The organism is Streptomyces canus (assembly GCF_030816965.1).
Lineage (GTDB): Bacteria > Actinomycetota > Actinomycetes > Streptomycetales > Streptomycetaceae > Streptomyces > Streptomyces canus_E.
On the sequence record NZ_JAUSYQ010000002.1, the window covers coordinates 8,766,535 to 8,784,485 of the forward strand.

Sequence of the window (17,951 nt, forward strand, 5' to 3'; positions counted from 1 at the left end):
CAGGATTCACGGGGTCCTCCAGATGGGCGCATGAGGGGTACTGGTGCTCTAACAACGGCCCCCGGATGGACCCGTAACGGGCAGGCCCGGGGCAGATCGTGAACAAAGGTTCTATTGAGGGGTGGTCGGCGCTCCAGTGCGGCTCGACGGGCGCGGGGAGACCTCGAACGCTTGGTGTCACTCGTTCGTGGACTTGTCCTGGGGTCGTGAGGGCATAGCTGGGGAGGCAGTGGCGCCGGGCGCGTGCTGCCTTTGACCGGGGCGGAGGAGTCAGGGCGCGGGGCGCTCCAAGGCCTCGTTCCAGGCGTCGATGCCGTCCGGGTCGAGGAGTGGAGCGACGGGGACGTTGAGATACTCGTGCTCGACGAAGTACAGGCCTGCGGTTCCGGCGCGGCCGGGGAAGAGCTGGTTCAGGCGTCGGGTGACGGCTTCCGGTGCTGCGTCGTGGGCGTCGAGGAGCCGGCGGGCGAGGATCTTGCGGTTCCATACGTCGATGCCGAAGGCGGCCGGATCCCGGGAGGCGTGCGAGGCGATCACGGCGGCGGTATAGGGGCCCACGCCCTTGATCTGCTGCACGGCCTCGCCAAGGTCGTCGGCCGCTTGGTCGGCCTTGACCTTGTGCACGAGCGAGGTGAGGCCGAAAGCCTCGTCCTCCCCGGTCGGCGGCTAATTGAACGACTGGTGGGCGACAGCGACGTGGATCGCCGCCGGCGTCCTCGGGCACGCGCAGGGTCAGGACGGTCGGCGGGGTCCGCTGTCCCAGGAAGGGACGCTGGGCATCACGTCCGGAGAGCAACGAGCCGGAACGCACGAAGCAGCCCGTCGGATAGTTGCCGTAGTCCATCTCCGCGCGGAAGCCCTCCATCTTGTTGTGCCGCCTCAACGTCGGCTACGTGGTGCCGGTGCACATCATCAGCGGTCGTACGGGACACCCGCCATGTGACAACCGGCATCGCGGTGCATGCCACAGCACGGGGACAGAGCAGCCTCGACGATCGCAGTCGCAGTCACGGGTGCAGGTTCCTCGGGGAGTGAAACCGGAGCTTCGGAGACCACGGTCACCACGGGGTGCCTGACGTCCGAAGCCCCGGTGGCTAGGGGGGAATGGGGGACAGGGGCGACGCCCCGGCTCGTCGAATCACCAGCCTGCCCTGCCGTCATCGGTCGGGCCAGAGGCACGGGGGCTCATATCGAGGGTCATTCAGTTCCGCCTTCCACCACGCGGCAGGCAGCCTAAATCCGGGCATATTCGGGCTAATTGCTTGAAGGCGGGTCGTCTCTACTTGGAGATGACCCCCGATATGAGCCGGTGCGCAGCTGGACTTCCCGTTCGGACAAATGTGACGGTGAGAGTGGGGCTGACGAGAGCCGTGCTCCGCCCCACTTCTCTCCAGATTCCCCGGGCCACTGCCTCGTCGCTGTGCTGCACCACGGCGATCCGAGCCGGCGCCCTGTCCTTCGCGATGAGAGCGAGCCCCGTCGTGACCGCTTCACACTTGCCCCGGCGACGCCTGGTCGCCGGATGGGACGAGCACCCTCTCGGTGTTGGATGCCGGCCCATCGGGGGGCCGGCAACCAACCTGGGCCACCCCGCAGGATGGGCCTCCGTGGACGACGACTGCGCGGTCGATGCCCTCCTGCGCGCCCGCGAAGAGGGAGCAACTGTCTACGACACCTCGGACGTCTACGGTCTCGGGCACTCCCAGAGGCTGTTGGGCCGCATGCTTGCCCAGGTGCCCCGCGAAAGCGTCAGCATCACCAGCACGGTCGGCGCCTTCAGGGGCACCAGCGTCAACGCCTACAGCTCCCTGAACCTGCACGGACAAGTGGAGCAGAGCCTTGAGAACCTCGGCGTGGATTCGCTGGACGTCCTGACACTGCACCACACCGACTTCGGCCCTCGCGACCAGTACCTCCCAGAGGCACGGGAGACACTGGAGGCCCTGCGTGACCTCGGCAGGGTCAAGGCGCTCGGGATGAGGGCGCCAAACCGGCTGGTGGCAGGTACCGCAACCTCCGGCGACCGCAACCAGGTAAGCGCGGCTCGGTTCTCTTTCCTTGTCCAACAGTTCGACCCCAAGGTCATCACCACCCCCTTCAACCCCCTCAGCCAGCCACCCGAACCCGAGGCCGCGGCCAGCGAAGAGGACGAGGACATCTTCAGCTTCGCCCGTCGCCACGGCGTCGCCACCATGATCTACAAGCCTCTGGGCCTGGGACTGCTCACCGGCAAATACCTTCCGGACGCGGCCTTCGGCCCTGGCGACGTCCGCTCCCGCATCACCGCGCCGGTCCTGGACGCCGTCCAGCGAGGCCTACAGCCCCTGCGAGACAGGTTCGGACCCACCCCGCAAGACCTCGCCCGGGTCGCCCTCCACTACTGCCTCAAGCGCTGCCCGGACTCGATCGTTCTGACCGGATTCACCAGTTCACAACAGGTGGCCGGGAACTACCAGGGCTTCAAGAACGAACTGAGCGAACCGGACTACGAATTCGTCGACGCCGCGTACGCGGCCCTGCGAGCCGAGCTGGTAGAGCTCGGCCAGCTCCGCTCAAGGGATGCGGCGTCCGTGCCATGAATCCCCGGACCGCGCCGGCCTGCCCACGTCCCCGAAGAGCGACGACACCCCCCGTGCGTGCCGCGCAAGGTGAGAAATGGAGGCCCACATGAGCCCGAACAGTACCTATTGGATGAACTACGCCATTGGCATCGCACAAAGGGCGCCGCAATCAGGTCGGCGGGTCGGCGTTGCGCTCGTTTCTGAACACAACGAGTTAATTTGCTCCGCCTTCGAGGGCGAAGTAGGCGGCGCATCCTGGTACCGCACTCTGCGGAGCAGGATGCAAGAACTCGGAACAGCCAGCGCACACAGCGCATATCTGACGATCAACACCCTGTCAGTGGACCGGTCGTTTGAGCTCGCCGAGCTCTTGAAGGAAGTGCGCATCGACAGGGTTTACATCGGTCTGCCAGACCCCGCGCTGACGAGTTACCTCGATGACGATCCCGTCACTGCACGAGGTCATGTACACCGCTTCCCCGACGATTTGCAGCGCGAGATCCTCGAGCAGAACCGAGACTTCTACGCAGTGAGCGAGCAAAATATCGAGTGCAACCCCCACTACTCCACACATCGCATTAGTGAGGCCGTCTCCACCGGGCTAAGGTCGAGGGGGTTCGCGCTTTCCCGGAGTGATGTCACTGCGAACAGGGGGAGGGTCGCGCTCGCTTCTCTGATCTGCCAGAGGCATGGGATCGAGTACAAAGAGGCTCATCGCGCCGTAAACGACGCACTGTCCGAAGCCTTTGACGCGAAGTACGGCACCTATGACTACGCGTACGACGCTCGTGCCGCCAACTTGAGGTGGACCGACGACTTCAAGTCGGTTTACAGGAGGTCGTCCACAAGGTCTCTGTCTGCCGTCAACATCCTCAACGTCGGCGTCGGAGCCGGCTACGAAGCAGCAGCTTTGTTTTCGGATTGCCCGCAGATCACCTTCGTTGACATCGCGGAACGTGGCCTTGCGAATATAAGCGAACGCATTCCCTCGTCGAGAACGGTCGTCTCCAGCGCCGAAGACCTGTCTGCCTTACCGGACAACGGTTTCGATCTGTATGTCTCCTTGAGAACGTACAACTCGTCGTTCTTCGATACGTCCGCGGCGGCCTCGGAGGCGCACAGAGTACTGAGGCCCGGCGCGGTGATTGTCGTCTCCGTAGCCAACGGATTTCTGTATACTCAGCGGGGCTGCGTCGTGCCAGGACTGATCATCCCCGGCACTGACTTCGTCGACATCTATCGCGGGATGGACACAGCCAATCTGATTGGCGCGGAGCTCGATTGTGCCGGATTTAAAGATGTCCGAATGTTTCCGACAAGTACCGAGATTTACCTGTCCGCTGTCACCGCCTAATGCTTCCACCGCCCCCTCTAGCCGGCCACGTCCGCGACGTCCCATCAGTTCCGCGGGAAGGCTGAATCGCAGACGGACGGGTGCGACCGGACTGTTCGGAGTGACCAGTGTGAAGGAAGGACTTCTGCAATGAACGGGCGAACGACTGTTGCCCATCGGATCCTGCAGTTCAACGAGGAACTTGCGGAAACGACGCTTGAGCTGCCTCCCGGATTCACGGTCATCAATCCGTTCAGCGGCCCCCAGAAGGAGCGTGTCCGGGAGGTGACGACTGCGTTCTACCACAAGTACTACGACGACGATAAGCCGCGTCGTCTGGTACTGGGGAGCTCGCCCGCCCGCCGCGGCACGGCCGTGACCGGGGTCCCGTTCGAAGATGCCAAGCTCCTCGAAAGCGAAACGGGAGTCGATGTCGACGGCTATGCGGTGAGCCGGCCTTCCGCCGGGTTTCTGCACGACGTCATCAGGCGCTACGGGGGCCGCGAACAGTTCTATGCCGACTTCGTCATGAGTTTTGTGTGTCCTCTTGGTCTGGTGAGAACGAGCCCCAAGGGGAAAGAGGTCAACTGCAACTATTACGAGAACAAGAAGCTGCTGGAGCTCCTGCACTCTTTCCTCGTGGACACCCTGGAACGCCAGCTGGCATTCGGAACTGACACCTCGGTGTGCTACTGCATTGGCAGTGGCGAGAACTTCAAGTTCCTCTCGAAGGTAAACGAGGGCCAGCGCTTCTTCCGAAAGATCGTGCCGTTGGAGCACCCGCGTTTCATCACTCAATACAACCGGGAGAGAGAGGAAGAATTCGCCGACAAGTACCTCAGAGCCTTCCGCGGACAAGGCGATTAGTCGTTGCGTCCTCCGGAACGCTTGCCAACCTCTCGGCTGATTCGACGAAGGCCGTAGGCTCCCAACGCGCTGGAACGAGAAGAAGGAGAGCAGTACATTGGCGGCAGAAGGCAGGGTCCTGGTCCACTTCGACTCGGAATGCGTGAGCGTTTACCGCTCCCGGAGCGGCGAGTTGAAACTGCTTAAAAGGGAGCGGCTCGCGTTCGAAGACAGCCGCGGCCACGAGGTGCTGGCGAAAAGAGTCGGCGAGTTCTGCGCTGGGCTCACGGAGTTCAACGAGGTCGTTGACAACAAGACAACGCGCCTGTACGCCACCGGGGTCTTTCAGCAGCTCCCGCAGCCGGATGCGGCCGCACTGGTCAACAGCGTCTATGTCGACACCGGCCTCTATTTCAACGTAGTCGGGCCTGAGATGGAGCAATTCTACCTGGAAAAGGGCATGTCCGCGAGTGGATCGACCGGCATGTTGGAAGGCCTGATCCGGCGGGAGTTCCGGAATGCTGTTGTCTGCGGCAGCTTCCAGCAATCTCTGGGGTATATCGAGGACACCATTGCCCGTCTGCGCGAGAGTGGCACCGTAGTGCTGAGCCCTCGGAGCACAAGGATCAAGCCGGAGACCGCGGGCACCGACTTCATCCTCTTCGACTACCAGGATCTCCTGAAGAACGAACGCGACACGTGGCGGCACAAGTACGTGCACATGGATGCGTTCAGGCAGGCCGACGTTGTTGTCGTATGCAACCCCGGCGGTCTCGTCGGAAAAGGCACAATCTTCGAGCTCGGCTTCATGTCCGCGCTTTCCAAGAGGGTCATCTTCACGGAGGAGCCCCTGGGCGTTTCTGTCTTGTTCCCCTGTGAGGTCGGCCTGGAAGCCTGAGCACTCCCGCTGAGGGCTGCGGCATCCCACCCGTTCTTGAATCCCCGACCGGAATCAAGCGGCGTTCCGGTGAACGGCACAGGGCCGGGAGCAGGTCTCCGGCTCATCCTCGCTTTCTGTCCACCAAGATCTCACTTCTCGGCTACGAAGATACGGAAAGGACCCTCGCCGGTGCGTGATGCAGAACTCATCGATACAGTGCGCGACAGGCTGCGAGAGATCGTGGCGTCTGTCCTTGAAGTGGAAAAGGACGACATCGAGTCTGGTGCCCTGTTCTACGAGGAACTCGGAATCAGCTCCTTGGAAAAGGCTGCGATCGTGGCCGCGATCGAGCGCGAGTTCGGAGCCCTGTCCGCTGAGGAAGCGGCAGCCCTCACCAGCCTGGACGCCGCGGTGTCCGTGCTCAGCGAGCGGGCGACAAGCCTCCGCGGGGTCAACCTGATCGACCGCCTGGTGGCGGGTCATGTCTCCGCCGGCCGGGGTGAAAGGACCAGCTACCTCGACCCCCAGGCTGGGGAGATCACCTACGCCGCCCTCCTGGAGGCAGCACGTGGGTACGCGGGCGCCCTCAGGGCGGCAGGCGTGCCAGAGGGCGCCCGCGGCCTCCTGGTCGCCGACGATTCCGTGGCGACCGTCGTCGCCGTCCTCGGCCTGTGGTGGCACGGCTGCGTCCCCGTGGTGATCAGCCCGATGCTCACGGACGACGAAGTCCGCTACATCGCCGAGAACTGCGCCGCCGCGATGGTGCACCTCGACGCAGCTCCCAAGCGGCAACGCGCCCTGGAGGAGCTGTTCGAGACGACAACCCAGTGCGCCGGCGCTGACGTCCGCGCCGCTCTGGCCACGTCCGAGCCCGGCCCCGCACGCCGCCCGCAGGAGGCTGGGCCCCCGGCCGCGTGGAGTGCGGGGCGTGAGGCGCTCGTGCAGTACACCTCCGGAAGTACCGGCATGCCCAAGGGAGTCCGGCACTCAGCGGGAGCGATCGCGGCGATGACCGACGGCATCGGCACCGTACTGGCGCTGACCCCCGAGGACACCGTGCTGTCCACCGCCCGGATGTCCTTCGGCTACGGCTTCGGCAGTTCCGTCCTGTGCCCCCTGGCGGCCGGCTCCCGCGTTGCGCTCATCCGCGGCACGGTCGACGTCCACTCACTCGCCGCCGCGATGCAACGCCACCAACCCACCGTGCTGTTCTCCGTCCCACGGCTGTACGCCGCGCTGCTGAACGCCTCCGAGACGACGCTCGCCTCCGACTCCGTGCGGCTGTGCGTGGCGGCCGGCGAGAATCTGCCGGCATCGCTCAGCGAGCGGATCCGCACCGCCTTCCAGGCCGAGCTGCTCAACGGTCTCGGCGCCACCGAGGTGCTCTACATAGTCGTCGGCACGCCGCCGGGGAAAGAGCGTCCGGGCGCCTTCGGGGTCCCGGTGCCCGGGATCACTGCGACCGTCCGCGCTGCGGACGGCACGCCCGTCGCCGACGGGGAGGAAGGCCGGCTCCACATCGCCGGCCCGACCGTCGCCCTCGGCTACATCGGCCGGCCGGAGGCCGAAGCAGTCACCTTCGCCGACGGCGGTGCCTACACCGGCGACGTCGTGCGCCGTGCGCCGGACGGCACATTCACCCATCTCTGCCGCGCCGACGACCTGCTCAACCTGGGCGGTTACAAGGTCGTGCCGAGTGAGATCGAGAGCGTCATCCGCGGCGCTGAAGGGGTCCAGGACTGCGTGGTGGTCGGCAGCCGCGATGCCGATGGCCTGGAGCAGGCCGTGGCCTATCTCGTGGCCCGGCCGGGATTCGACACGGCCGTGGTGCGGCGCGCGGTGATCGCCGCGATCCGTAGCGGTCTCGCCGCCTACAAGCGGCCCGCCCGTCTGGAGTTCCTCGACGAGCTCCCGACCACTTCAACCGGCAAGCTGGCCGCCTTCAAGCTCAGGAAGGCGGCTGAACAACCATGACCTGGGACATTACGGGCATGGCCGCCGTCGCCAACATCGGTGCCAGCCCCTGGGCGATATTCGCCGCGCTGTGCGCGGGCCAGGAGAGCCGCACGCCTCTGAAGGCCTTCGACCCCGACAAGTACAGGGCGGCCTACGCCTACGAGATCGACGACCGGCCCGAGGGCGGTGGCGACATCCCGCGCCGCGCCACCCGCTGGCTCACCACCGTTGTTCGTCAGGCAGTCGCCGACGCGGGCCTGGGCGAGGACCTGTCACAGATACCCGTGCTGGTCGGGACCACCATGCGCGAGCAGCGCAGCCTCGAGCTGTGGTGGCGTGACCACGCGGAAGTCGCCCTCGAAGACCTGCACTTCGGCACCGCCCTGAAGGAGACCTTCGGCGCGTCCACCACGTACACCTTCGCCAACGCCTGCTCAGCCACGCTGTACGCGCTCGGCTTGGCCACCGACATGATCGAGCTCGGAATGGCTGACACGGTCGTCGTCGCGGGCACCGATGCCGCAACCGAGAGCAGCTTCGGCACGCTCGACCGGGTGCAGAACGACATCCCCGACGCGCTCCGCCCCTTCGACGCCACGCACAAGGGCATGCTGATGGGTGAGGGCGCGGCAGCCGTCGTCGTCCAGCGCGTCGACACCGGGAACGGGCCCGTGCACGCCCGGGTGCGCGGTGTGTCCATGAACTGCGACGCTCACCACGCCACCGCGCCCGACCCCGACGGCATCACACGCGCGGTCCAGGACGCCTACAGCCGAGCAGGGGTACGGGCGGAGGACATCGACCTGGTGATGCTGCACGGCAGCGGAACCCCCCGCAACGACGCGACGGAGTCGAGCGTCCTGCGCCACATCTTCCACGGCGCCGGAACCGGTCCGCGGATGACCGCCATAAAGGCGATGACCGGCCACACCCTGGGTGGTTCGGGACTCCTCAGCCTCGTGATGGCGGTGCTCGCCATGAAGGAAGGGATGGTACCCCCCGTCCTGGGCCTCACCGACCCGATCTCCGAGGCCGCAGGACTGGGCCTGGTGCAGGGCGCCCCCGCAGCCGGCGAACTGACCATCGCGCAGATCGACGCGTTCGGCTTCGGAGGGATCAACGCCGTCGCGATTGTGGAGGCAGCCCGATGAGTGCGACGAGTACCGCACGGATGAGTACCCCGAGCGCCCTGGAGGTCGTCGTCACGGGCATCGGACTGACGCTCCCAGGTGTCGCGAAGTACGGCGACCTCCTCGGACCGTTGCCCGGCGAGGGCGGCTTCGACCCGGCAACCGGACTCCGCGGACGCGAGATGCGCCACAAGGACCGCGCGTCCCGGCTCGCCCTGCGAGCTGCCGAGTCCGCCCTCCACGACGCGGGCCTGACCGACGCCAACGCGACCTTCAGGGGAGCGGCTGACTCGACCGCTGTCGTGGTCAGCACCAACCTGGGCAACGTGGACAGCGTCTGCGACGCCACCGACACCATCGCCAGAGAAGGCGTCAGGGGCCTCAGCCCCTTGGGCCTGCCACAGACATCAAGCAATGTCATCGCCGGCTGGGTGGCCATCCGCTACGGGCTGCGCGGCCCCAACCTCACCGTCTGCAACGGCGTCACCAGCGGTCTGGACGCCCTCGCCTGGGCCCGAAACCTCATCGTGGCCGGGCGCGCCGAAGCAGCCGTCGTCGTCGGCGTCGAACCAGCCAATGACGTGGCGACGAAGCTGCTCGGCGAGCAGTCCACCGACACGGCGGTCGCGATCGTCCTCGAACCAGCGAACGCAGCCGCTTCCCGTGGCACACGGCCGCGCGCCACGATCGCCGGGTACGCCCGGGCCCGGGACCTCGCCGCGGCGCTGACCTCCGCCGGCGTGACTGAGGAGAAATCCGTCGGACTGTGGCTCGTGGACGAGGCGGGCGCCGGGGCGGGCCAGCTGCTCGCAGCCACGCGCCGGATCGACCTGGAATCCCAGCTGGGCCCGCTGTCTGGGGCACTGGGCGTCTTACAGTGCGCCGCCGCGGCCGCCCATCTGGAGAGCGACGCCACCGGGAACGTGCTCGCCACAGCTGGAGGCCCTCGCCACGACGCGGCAGCCGTTCTGCTGCTGACCCCTTGACCGACCACTCGTCCATCCACGTAGGAGCCGGGGGAAACCCAATGACCACTGCGTCCGTGAACATCGAGGATCTCCGCGCTCTGGTAGCCGGAGCACTGGAGATCGAACCCGAGGAGGTCACCGACGAGGCGCACTTCACCGACGAACTCGAGATCGACTCGCTGCTGATGCTCGAGATCTCAACCCGCCTTGAGAATGCGTACGGCGTCCCGGAGAACACCCTGGTCATCAGCGGTGCCAAGACCCTCGCCGAGCTGCACGCCGTCGTCACCTCGACGCTCGTCGGCGAGACGTCGGCCTGCCCGGTCATCCGCCCGAGGCCGCTGAGCAACCCAGCGGCGCGCCTGTTCCTGTTCCACCACGCCGGCGGCTCACACCTGCTCTACCGGGGCTGGGCGGAGCACTTCCCCCAGGACTGGGAACTCTGCCTCCTGGAGGCGCCCGGCCGAGGCCAGCTGCAGACATTGCCGCTGATCGACGACTGCGACAGGCTGGTCGACTACTTCCACACCGCTATCGCTCCCTTGCTCGACCGGCCCTTCGGGTTCTTCGGCCACAGCATGGGCTCACTCATCGCTTACCAGCTCACCCGCCGACTTCACCACGAGGGGGACCCGGTCCCGGACTGGCTGGGTGTGTCCGCCTACGGCGCCCCGCGCGGTGAGGCCGGCGCTGACGGCCGCCCTCACCTGATGTCCGACGAGGAACTGCGCGGCTGGCTGCGGAGCGTCGGCGGCAGCACACCGCAGCTCCTCGACGACGACGCCGTCTGGCGCAAGTTCGCCCCGGTGTTCCGTAACGACTTCAAACTCCTGGACACCTGGGCTCCTCCCCGCGACCCCGAACCGCTGCCCGTTCCGCTCTTGGTATTCGGGGGCCGCCGCGACAGGTTGATCGGCGAGGACCGTCTGCTCTCCTGGCGAGCGTTCACCACGCACTTCCGCGGCCTCGAAAGGTTCGAGGGCGACCACTTCTATGTGATGAACCACCGGCGGTCTCTCGCTGCCGCCATCACGGCCGCGATGCGTTCCGCCGCTGCTTGAGCTCGCTTTCACCACCACGCCACCCGCTGGATGATCTATTCCAAGGGTGCCTGCGGAGGGTGTGGGGGTGGGCCCTCAGGCGTCGGGGTCGACTTCGGGGTGCGTGAAACGGACGGGCTTGCCCAGCGACCGGGCGTAGGCGATTTCTGCTCGGGTGCTGTCTCCGATGTAGTCGCCGACTACGAGCACCTCATCAGCGAGCAGGATCTTCGACCGGTGCAGTTCGTCGAGTCGAACCTTCAGGGCCTCAGCCTCGACAGGATCGGACCACAGTGCGTGCGGCGACTTCAGGTCGCAACCCGGCTTGACGACAATCCTTCCGGCTTTGGTCTCCCGCAGATCGGCCTCGGCCATCTCGGCCATGAAACGAGTGGAGCCGCAAATCGCAACAATACGTGGGAAACTCAGCTGCTTCTTCGCCTCGGCGAGCTTCTCCGCGGGGGTGATCACTTGCGGGGATGTCACTGGTTCCTCCTGGTGGTGCGGCCCGAGGGGTGCCTGCCGAGACGAAGGTGTCCAAGGTCATCTTTTGGTGAATGACGTGGACACCTGTGCGCCCGCACTTTATGCGACGAGCATCCCTACCTGGTGCCGCGGCACCCGCCGGTCGGCCCTGCGCCGCGCCTGTGCGATACCGAACCGGTCACCGTCGCCACGAAACGCCGGTGTCGGTTACCGCCTTCACCGCCTCGATCAGTCGATTCACGCGGCAGGGCGCCGCGGTGTCGGTTTGGTCGGCCGGTCCCCTGCCGGCAGCTGGTGGCGGTGCCGGGCCGGGCTCGGGTACTGCCACAACCCGAACGAGGGAGGCTCAATCAGACGACCGCATTGACGGAGCGCTGTCCGTCGGCAATCTTGCGGCCCCGCTGCACCCGGCGCGGCCCGCTGAGCACCTGGCGGCCACGGCCTATGCCCGCGTCCTGATCGACCCGACCACCTACAGCCCGCTCATCATCTGACCACTCTCGCTGTGCGCTTCGACGAGGAGACCATGTCCACCGCATCTCACCAGCCCGCCCCCAAGCCTGTCGCCGCGCCTTCCACACCCGGCCGCACCGCGGAGGGGGAGCAGATCATGGCGGTCGCCGACACGCTGGTGCTCGCGTACGGGCTGCACCCGGCAGAGATAGCGCGAATCCCGGAGGGCACCGCGACGGACAATTACGCGATCGCGGATCAAACGGGCCAGCGGCACTTCGCCAAGGTCTACCGCACTCGAGAACACTTGGATCTGGAGCGGGCGTCGGTCGAACTGTCCGAGTACGCCGCCGACGGAGGTGTCGCGACCGCGCGGGCAACCCGCACGCGCGAGCACGAACTCATCGAGACCCACGACCGCCTACCGATGTCCCTGTGGTCGTACGTGCCGCACACCGCGACCGCCGAAGGCGGCCTGAGGGGTGCACGGTGGGCAGCCGTCGGCACAGCGATGGGCCGCCTCCACAGCCGACTCGCCACTCACCCCGCCGCCGCACCCACCCTGGAACCTGGTGCCGCGGTGTGTGACGTGGCTACCGCACGAGACCGCTATGAGGGTCTGATTCTCGCGTTCCAGAGCAAGCCCAGGCTTGGGGAGTTCGAGGCATGGTCGCTGCAGGCGACGCGTGAGCGGCAAGCTCTCTTGGGTGGCGTCGAGCGCATCCTTGCTTCGCTTCCACCGCTGACGGTCCAGGTCCTGCACGGCGACCTGTCTGGCCCCAACGTCTTGTTGAAGGACGACGATGTCGCCGCGTTCGTGGACTTCCGACCGCCCACACCCTGGTACCTCGCCTGGGAAATCGCGCGTCTGGGCTGTGACCCCAGCAGCGTGCTGGCCAACGGTGTGGAGGGCTGGCTCACCGGATACACCGATCTCACCCTGGCCTACCGGGACGCCAATCCCAAGGCGTCCGTGAACGACCTCGTGTCCTCGCTCCGTGTGAGCTGTGCAGCCGTGCTCTGCTCGACGTTTCCGTTCTCCGCACCAGTGAAGCGTCCGCACATCGTCGACGCCGCACTTGAGTCCTACGGCAGGGCGCGGCACGAGGCGGATCTGATGCTGCTGGACCAGCTACCTGTCTTGGAGGAGGCCCTGCGTGACGCTCTTCGCTGAGTTCATGACCCTCGTGACTCCTCCGCCCCGTGAACAGGGTGGCTTCTCGCTATGCCGGTGCGGCTTCGCGACGGACCAGCCCGGCCCGTAGAACGTTCAGGGCTCCCACCGTGTCGGCGTGCGCGGTGTGGCCGCACGAGACGCAGTGGAACTTTTCCTGGGTAGGCCGGTTCTCCTTGACGGTGTGCCCGCATGCGGGGCACCGCCGGGAGGTGTTGCGGGGGTCCACCGCGATCACCGTCCGGCCGGTGCTTTCAGCCTTGCTGGTGAGGACCGCGAGGAACACCCCCCCATCCAGCATCAGCCAGCGAGCGGTTCAAACCGGCCTTGCTGGCCGCCCCGTTGGGCAAGTAGACACCTGGCTGATCGGGGTCAGGCTTCGGTACAGGCGCCCGACTCATATTGCGGATCTTAAGGTCTTCGTGCGCGATGAAGTCGTGCTGGCGCACGATGTCCAGGGCGGTCTTGTGCGCGTGGTCCAGGCGCTGACGTCGCACCTTGCGGTGCAGGCGGGCCACCGTTTCCACGACCTTGCGCCGCCGCTTCGAGCCGCGCTTACACCGGGAGAGCGCCTGCTGGGCGGCTTCAAGCTTTGCCGCGGCCTTCCGGCCGTGACGGGGGTTGGGCACGAATCCGCCGTTGGAATCGGCGAGGAAGTTGGCTATGCCCATATCGAGGCCGACCACCGATGCTGTGGCGCGAAGGGGTTCCGGCTGGGTCTGGTCGGCGGTCAGGATGACGTACCAGCGCCGCCCTTCGCGCTTCACCGAGATCGTCTGCCGACCACCGGACGGTGCTGGTGCACCTTGACGTCTCCTACGCCCTGGATGCGGACGCGGGTGAGGGGGTCGTGCGGGGTGGAGTCCCAGCGGCAGCCGTCGCCGTCCTTGGGGAAGTCCACGGTGTCGAACCGCCTGTTCGACCGAAACCGCGGATAACCCGGCATCTCCCCGGCCTTGATCCTGCGGAAGAACGCAGCGAACGCCTTGTCCAGCCGACGTAGCGTCGCCTGCTGGCTGGAGAATGACCAGCGTGCGTGGTCCGGGTCGAAAGCCCGGATGTCCTTGAGCTGCCCGGACTGCTGCCCGTACCGGACCGTCGTGCTCGAAGCGTGTCGCCAGGCATCCCGACGCTCCTGCAGCGCGGCGTTGTAGAGGGTGCAGTGATCCCGCAGCATCGACACAAGCATGCCCTGCTGGCCCGCGGTGGGCCGCATCAGGAACTTGTACGCCCTGATCATTCAACCCTCCTCCGCCACCTCGACCAGCCGTGCCGAGCATACGATCCGGCACTGACAACGCCTCCGGCGTCCGACAGCTGCGGCGCTCCGCGCCGCCCGGCTCAGGATCGGATTCCCTCCCCGCCTGAAGACGGGGATTCCCTCTGAAGACGAGGGACGGCCGGCGTAACTCACGCAAGCCGCAGGCCCGGACAGCGAACTCGATTGTCCGGCCTGCTGTAGCAGCAGGGCACTCAGGGCCGGCCGAGGGCGCGGACACCGGCTGCTCTGCCGGGCCGCGATCCGCTGACCTTGGGCGGCTTCGTACCTCGTCCGGGCCGCCGCGCCCAGAGAGCGGGGGCGGCGGCCGCGATGGGTCACGAGGACGGGGCGGCGATCATCTGCTGAGCTGGTCCACCCGAAGCAGGTCGTCGGGGCTGATGTGGATTGCGGCGATGTTGGCGAGCCACTGCATCCACACCGGCTCGATGCCGGGCGCAGCCTCGAACTCGGCGTCTGTGATGCGTCCCTGGGCGTAGGCGACCGTCCGGTCTGCCAACTCCTGTAGGGCGTCGGGAGTGATCCAGCGGACGTTCTTCGTCTCGCGGGCGCTCGGAGTGAGGTCGCCGGTGACGGTGGCCTGGTAGATGGTCCAGTCGTGGCCGGTGCCGCGTGCGCCGGGGAGGCGGCGGCAGGGGTTGTCCCGCCAGCATCCGGTGACGTGGGTGAGGCCGGTGACGGTGAGGCCGAGTTCTTCCTCGACCTCGGCGCGGCCCGCGTCCTCGGCGGTCCCGTGGTCGTCGATGTGGCCGGCGGCGGGTGCCGTGCCGGGCGGGAAGGTGGCGCGGTCGAACATCAGGTAGCGGCCCTGGTGATCGGTGATGACGATGCCGACCGAGGTGTTGTCGCAGGTCTTCATGGTCTCGTTCCTGGTGGGTGCTGGAGGTCAGGCGGCTGGTCGGGCGGCGCGGATGATGCGGGCGCCTCGGCGCGTCTGTGCTCGCAGTCGCAGAACACGCGTCGCTCGGGGGGGACGGTGCATCCGCGGTGGTAGCGCTGGACGGCGGTGACGAGGGTGGGGTGCGTGGGCCGGGCGAGGCGGACGCTGTCGGTGGCGGCGTGGAGCCCGTTCCAGGTGGTTCGGACTGGCAGGCCTCGGCGCTGCAACTCGGCGACCATGTAGTCCAGTTCGCGGCGCGAAGTCGTCCATGCCCAAAACCCGCGGGGTCGCTGCGCTTGGAAGCGTCAAGAGCATCAAGTGGAACATCACGCTGTGCAGGAGTTGCTGGAGAGGCCGGTGTGCTGCTCACCGACTGTGGTGGCGCCCGGCTGCTGCAGATCTTGAAGCAAACTGGCACGCTGGAGGGCTCATACTGATCACATCGGGGGAGAAGTTCGCTGGCGAGTGACCGGCGTTGGCGGGTTGGGGAACGTCGTGTGCGTCCCGAGTGGGGAGCGCCATGATGCTCACGGAAGCCGCAGCTGCCGCTGCTCCAACGCACCCATCGGGACCGCTCATTCCACCGGGGCTGAAGATCACTTGTACGGCCGGCCGAGGAAAAAGCGGTTCAGGACTTCCCACTGGTAGGAGCGCCGGGGAAGGTCCGTGCGGTAGAGCTCGACAAGGTCCACAGAGGTGATGTCGAGAGGCACGGGCGGAAGGCAGCGCAGCTGCGCAACCCCCTCGATCACAGGAGCGGCGAGCTGATCGCGGTTGCTGTACTGGATTCCCAGATGAGGCCGGAAGGCTGCCGTGGGCATGCCTCCGGGCACGCCGGCCTGGCGGGTAAGGGCACTGAGTTCCGCATGGAGACGCACCAGAGGCGTCCAGGGCGTGAGAGTGAAGCGGACCGCCCCCCGTGACCCTGCGAGAGGATGGGCGAGTACGGAAAAGGACTTGAGGGCCAGGCGTTCGGCCAAAGCCACCAAGTGGTGGATCCTGGCGGCCGGGACGTGGGCTGTATCCCCGATCCGTGCCATCGTCACGTGCAGGCCGACGGCCGGGATCGGGTCCATGCCCAGATGTGCCAGTGCATGCTGGCACTGTTGTGCCCGGCTGACCAGAGCGGCGCAATCAGGAAAGGTGAGCATCCAGTAGTACACGCGGCCGCCGTCGGGCCATCCCTGCCGGGCCCAGTGGTCGGTCATCCGGGAGACGGCGGCGAAGGCCTCCCAGTCGTGTCCGACGATCACTTCAGGGTCGTCAAGGTCAGACGGGGGTGCCGACGGGAATGCCCGCTCGTCGACCATCAGCCGAGGCGCCACGGATCTCCTCACTGCCCAAGGGCGAGATGACGACGAAACGGCACCGGCCCGCCTCTTCGGGAGCCACGCAACCGGCGCGGATGTCGTCGCGCCGAGCTCGGGGCGGAGCCGGGCGGGGTCACAGGGGCTGGGCTTCCTGGTGCGGGGCGAAGGTCAGGGTCGGGACAGCGTGTGGTCCGCACAGCGGCCGCAGCATCCCGGGGGAGAGGACCTCCTGGAGGAACATCTCCTGGATGAACTGCACCTCCGCCCGCAGCAGATGAGACACGCTTCCCGCGGCGGCTTGGTCCTTGCGTCCGACTGCGACATGGATGTGCGGGGCGAGGGCGTCGTTGTCCGGGCTCCAGGCGAGCGTGGCGGAGCCGACGGCTTCCACCGTGTGCAGGACCGTCTCGTCCCACACGGGAGCTTCCGGGTCCTCCAGCGGGCCGTTCGTTCCCACCAGGCTCACCTCCCGGAACCCTCCGAGGAACATCGGGATGATGGCCTGCCGAATTCCCATCTCTGCGCAGAAGCCGGTCAGTTCCGCGACGAAGTCGTCGCCGTCATCGAAAGCCAGCGCGAAGGTGCGCCCCATCGTCAGTTCGGTGTGCCGCATCAGCCACGTCCTTCCGCGGTCGTCCCGGCGGGTGCGAAGGTGGCGAGGATCGCGTCGCGGTGGGCGCCGCTGCGCAGCAGGACTGTCAGCAGATGGCGGGCTTTGTACGGGTCGAGGTGCCCGGCCCCGATCAGGCCCCGGTCCAGCAGGTCTTTTTCCGAGCCGGGGAATCCGTACGCGTGCGTGAGGGTGGTGCCGCCTCCGGTGCGGGAGGCGAGGACGATCGGGATCCGCTGAGCGGCCTCCTGGAGGATGGGGACCCAGGTCGCGGGCACGTGACCGACTCCGAAGGCGGCGATGACCATGCCGTCGACCTGTTCGAGAAGCGGCGCGAGCAGCGTGCCGTCGTCGCCGAGGGACGCGGGGTATACGCCGACGCGGGCCGGGCGGGTCATCTCAGCGGCGAGCGGGAGGGGCTTGTGTGCGGGGATCGCAAGGAGCCGCAGGCGGCCTTCGGCCACGGTGCCCAGGGGGCCGGTGTCGGGTGCGGTGAACGCGTTCGTGCTGGTGCTGTGGGTCTTGCGGACCTTCGAGGCGTCGAAGATCTGGTCGTTGAAGACGACCAGGACGCCCAGGCCGCGGGCCTGGGGGCTCGCCGCGACGGTGACAGAGGCGAGCAGGTTGGCCGGTCCGTCCGCTCCGGCCAGGTAGGGGGCGCGCATCGCGCCCGTGATGATCAGAGGCGTCTCGCCCGCGTACAGCAGGCTCAGCAGGTAGGCCGTCTCCTCCAAAGTGTCGGTCCCCTGGGCCACGACGAAGCCGTCGAAGGTGCTCTGACCGTCCATGGCCCGCAGCTGGCCGGCGAGCTCCTCGATCTCGTCGAACGTCAGGGAGGCGCCCGGCTTGGTCGTGAACGACTGAGTCTTGACGACGATGCCGGTGTCGGCCAGTTGCGGCACGGCCGCGAGGAGGTCCTCCGCGCTCAGCGTGGGTTGCGCCGCGCCCTCCGCGGTGGTGGGGGTCATCGTGATGGTGCCGCCGAGGCTGATCACGAGCACCGTGGGAGGAGGGGAGCCTGGCTTCGTCAACGCACATTCCTCGG

Annotated in this window: 15 protein-coding genes and 1 pseudogene; 9 read left to right on the top strand and 7 right to left on the bottom strand. The window is 67.0% G+C overall.

From position 1 onward, the window contains the following. Nucleotides 1-270: 270 nt before the first annotated feature. Nucleotides 271-624, bottom strand: coding sequence for a hypothetical protein (locus QF027_RS40950; protein WP_307080488.1), 354 nt, complete (start codon nucleotides 622-624; stop codon nucleotides 271-273). Between the two features lie 983 nt (nucleotides 625-1,607). Between QF027_RS40950 and QF027_RS40955 the strand changes: the two genes are divergently transcribed. The 8 genes from QF027_RS40955 (at nucleotide 1,608) to QF027_RS40990 (ending at nucleotide 10,735) form a co-directional block, all read left to right on the top strand. Continuing rightward, nucleotides 1,608-2,579: an aldo/keto reductase gene (locus QF027_RS40955; protein WP_307080489.1), complete on the top strand. Its 972-nt coding sequence runs from the start codon at nucleotides 1,608-1,610 to the stop codon at nucleotides 2,577-2,579. A gap of 88 nt (nucleotides 2,580-2,667) precedes the next feature. Then, nucleotides 2,668-3,915, top strand: coding sequence for a class I SAM-dependent methyltransferase (locus QF027_RS40960; protein WP_307080490.1), 1,248 nt, complete (start codon nucleotides 2,668-2,670; stop codon nucleotides 3,913-3,915). A gap of 129 nt (nucleotides 3,916-4,044) precedes the next feature. Beyond that, nucleotides 4,045-4,761 carry a uracil-DNA glycosylase family protein gene (locus QF027_RS40965; RefSeq protein ID WP_307080491.1) on the top strand — a complete coding sequence of 239 codons (717 nt, stop codon included), beginning with the start codon at nucleotides 4,045-4,047 and terminating at the stop codon, nucleotides 4,759-4,761. A gap of 97 nt (nucleotides 4,762-4,858) precedes the next feature. Then, on the top strand, nucleotides 4,859-5,638 hold the full coding sequence (locus QF027_RS40970; protein WP_307080492.1) for a hypothetical protein: 780 nt from the start codon (nucleotides 4,859-4,861) through the stop codon (nucleotides 5,636-5,638). 171 nt (nucleotides 5,639-5,809) lie between these two features. Continuing rightward, nucleotides 5,810-7,594 carry an AMP-binding protein gene (locus QF027_RS40975; RefSeq protein WP_307080493.1) on the top strand — a complete coding sequence of 595 codons (1,785 nt, stop codon included), beginning with the start codon at nucleotides 5,810-5,812 and terminating at the stop codon, nucleotides 7,592-7,594. Next, nucleotides 7,591-8,727: a beta-ketoacyl synthase N-terminal-like domain-containing protein gene (locus QF027_RS40980; protein ID WP_307080494.1), complete on the top strand. Its 1,137-nt coding sequence runs from the start codon at nucleotides 7,591-7,593 to the stop codon at nucleotides 8,725-8,727. The genes QF027_RS40975 and QF027_RS40980 overlap by 4 nt, the downstream gene beginning before the upstream one ends. Nucleotides 8,728-8,747: 20 nt before the next feature. Next, entirely contained in the window at nucleotides 8,748-9,692 is a 945-nt protein-coding gene (locus tag QF027_RS40985) for a beta-ketoacyl synthase N-terminal-like domain-containing protein (protein WP_307080495.1), read from the top strand. A 41-nt stretch (nucleotides 9,693-9,733) separates the two neighbouring features. Beyond that, complete coding sequence (locus QF027_RS40990) at nucleotides 9,734-10,735, top strand: thioesterase domain-containing protein (RefSeq protein ID WP_307080496.1); 1,002 nt, start codon at nucleotides 9,734-9,736, stop codon at nucleotides 10,733-10,735. 75 nt (nucleotides 10,736-10,810) lie between these two features. Here the strand turns inward: QF027_RS40990 and QF027_RS40995 are convergent, their stop codons facing one another. Beyond that, a complete protein-coding gene (locus QF027_RS40995) occupies nucleotides 10,811-11,200 on the bottom strand; it encodes a hypothetical protein (RefSeq protein ID WP_307080497.1) in 390 nt (129 codons plus the stop codon). Nucleotides 11,201-11,705: 505 nt separating this feature from the next. Here QF027_RS40995 and QF027_RS41000 point away from each other — a divergent pair. After that, nucleotides 11,706-12,827, top strand: coding sequence for a phosphotransferase enzyme family protein (locus QF027_RS41000; RefSeq protein ID WP_307080498.1), 1,122 nt, complete (start codon nucleotides 11,706-11,708; stop codon nucleotides 12,825-12,827). 49 nt (nucleotides 12,828-12,876) lie between these two features. Here QF027_RS41000 and QF027_RS41005 read toward each other — a convergent pair. The 5 genes and pseudogenes from QF027_RS41005 to QF027_RS41025 all read right to left on the bottom strand — a co-directional run bounded on the left by QF027_RS41005 (nucleotide 12,877) and on the right by QF027_RS41025 (nucleotide 17,937). Continuing rightward, a pseudogene (locus QF027_RS41005) lies at nucleotides 12,877-14,067 on the bottom strand (RNA-guided endonuclease InsQ/TnpB family protein). A 376-nt stretch (nucleotides 14,068-14,443) separates the two neighbouring features. Continuing rightward, a complete protein-coding gene (locus QF027_RS41010) occupies nucleotides 14,444-14,965 on the bottom strand; it encodes an NUDIX hydrolase (protein WP_307080499.1) in 522 nt (173 codons plus the stop codon). A gap of 617 nt (nucleotides 14,966-15,582) precedes the next feature. Further along, a complete protein-coding gene (locus QF027_RS41015; protein ID WP_307080500.1) occupies nucleotides 15,583-16,296 on the bottom strand; it encodes a 2'-5' RNA ligase family protein in 714 nt (237 codons plus the stop codon). A gap of 133 nt (nucleotides 16,297-16,429) precedes the next feature. Then, entirely contained in the window at nucleotides 16,430-16,909 is a 480-nt protein-coding gene (locus QF027_RS41020; RefSeq protein ID WP_307080501.1) for a PPC domain-containing DNA-binding protein, read from the bottom strand. After that, nucleotides 16,909-17,937, bottom strand: coding sequence for an asparaginase (locus tag QF027_RS41025; protein ID WP_307080502.1), 1,029 nt, complete (start codon nucleotides 17,935-17,937; stop codon nucleotides 16,909-16,911). The genes QF027_RS41020 and QF027_RS41025 overlap by 1 nt, the downstream gene beginning before the upstream one ends. Between the last annotated feature and the right edge of the window lie 14 nt (nucleotides 17,938-17,951).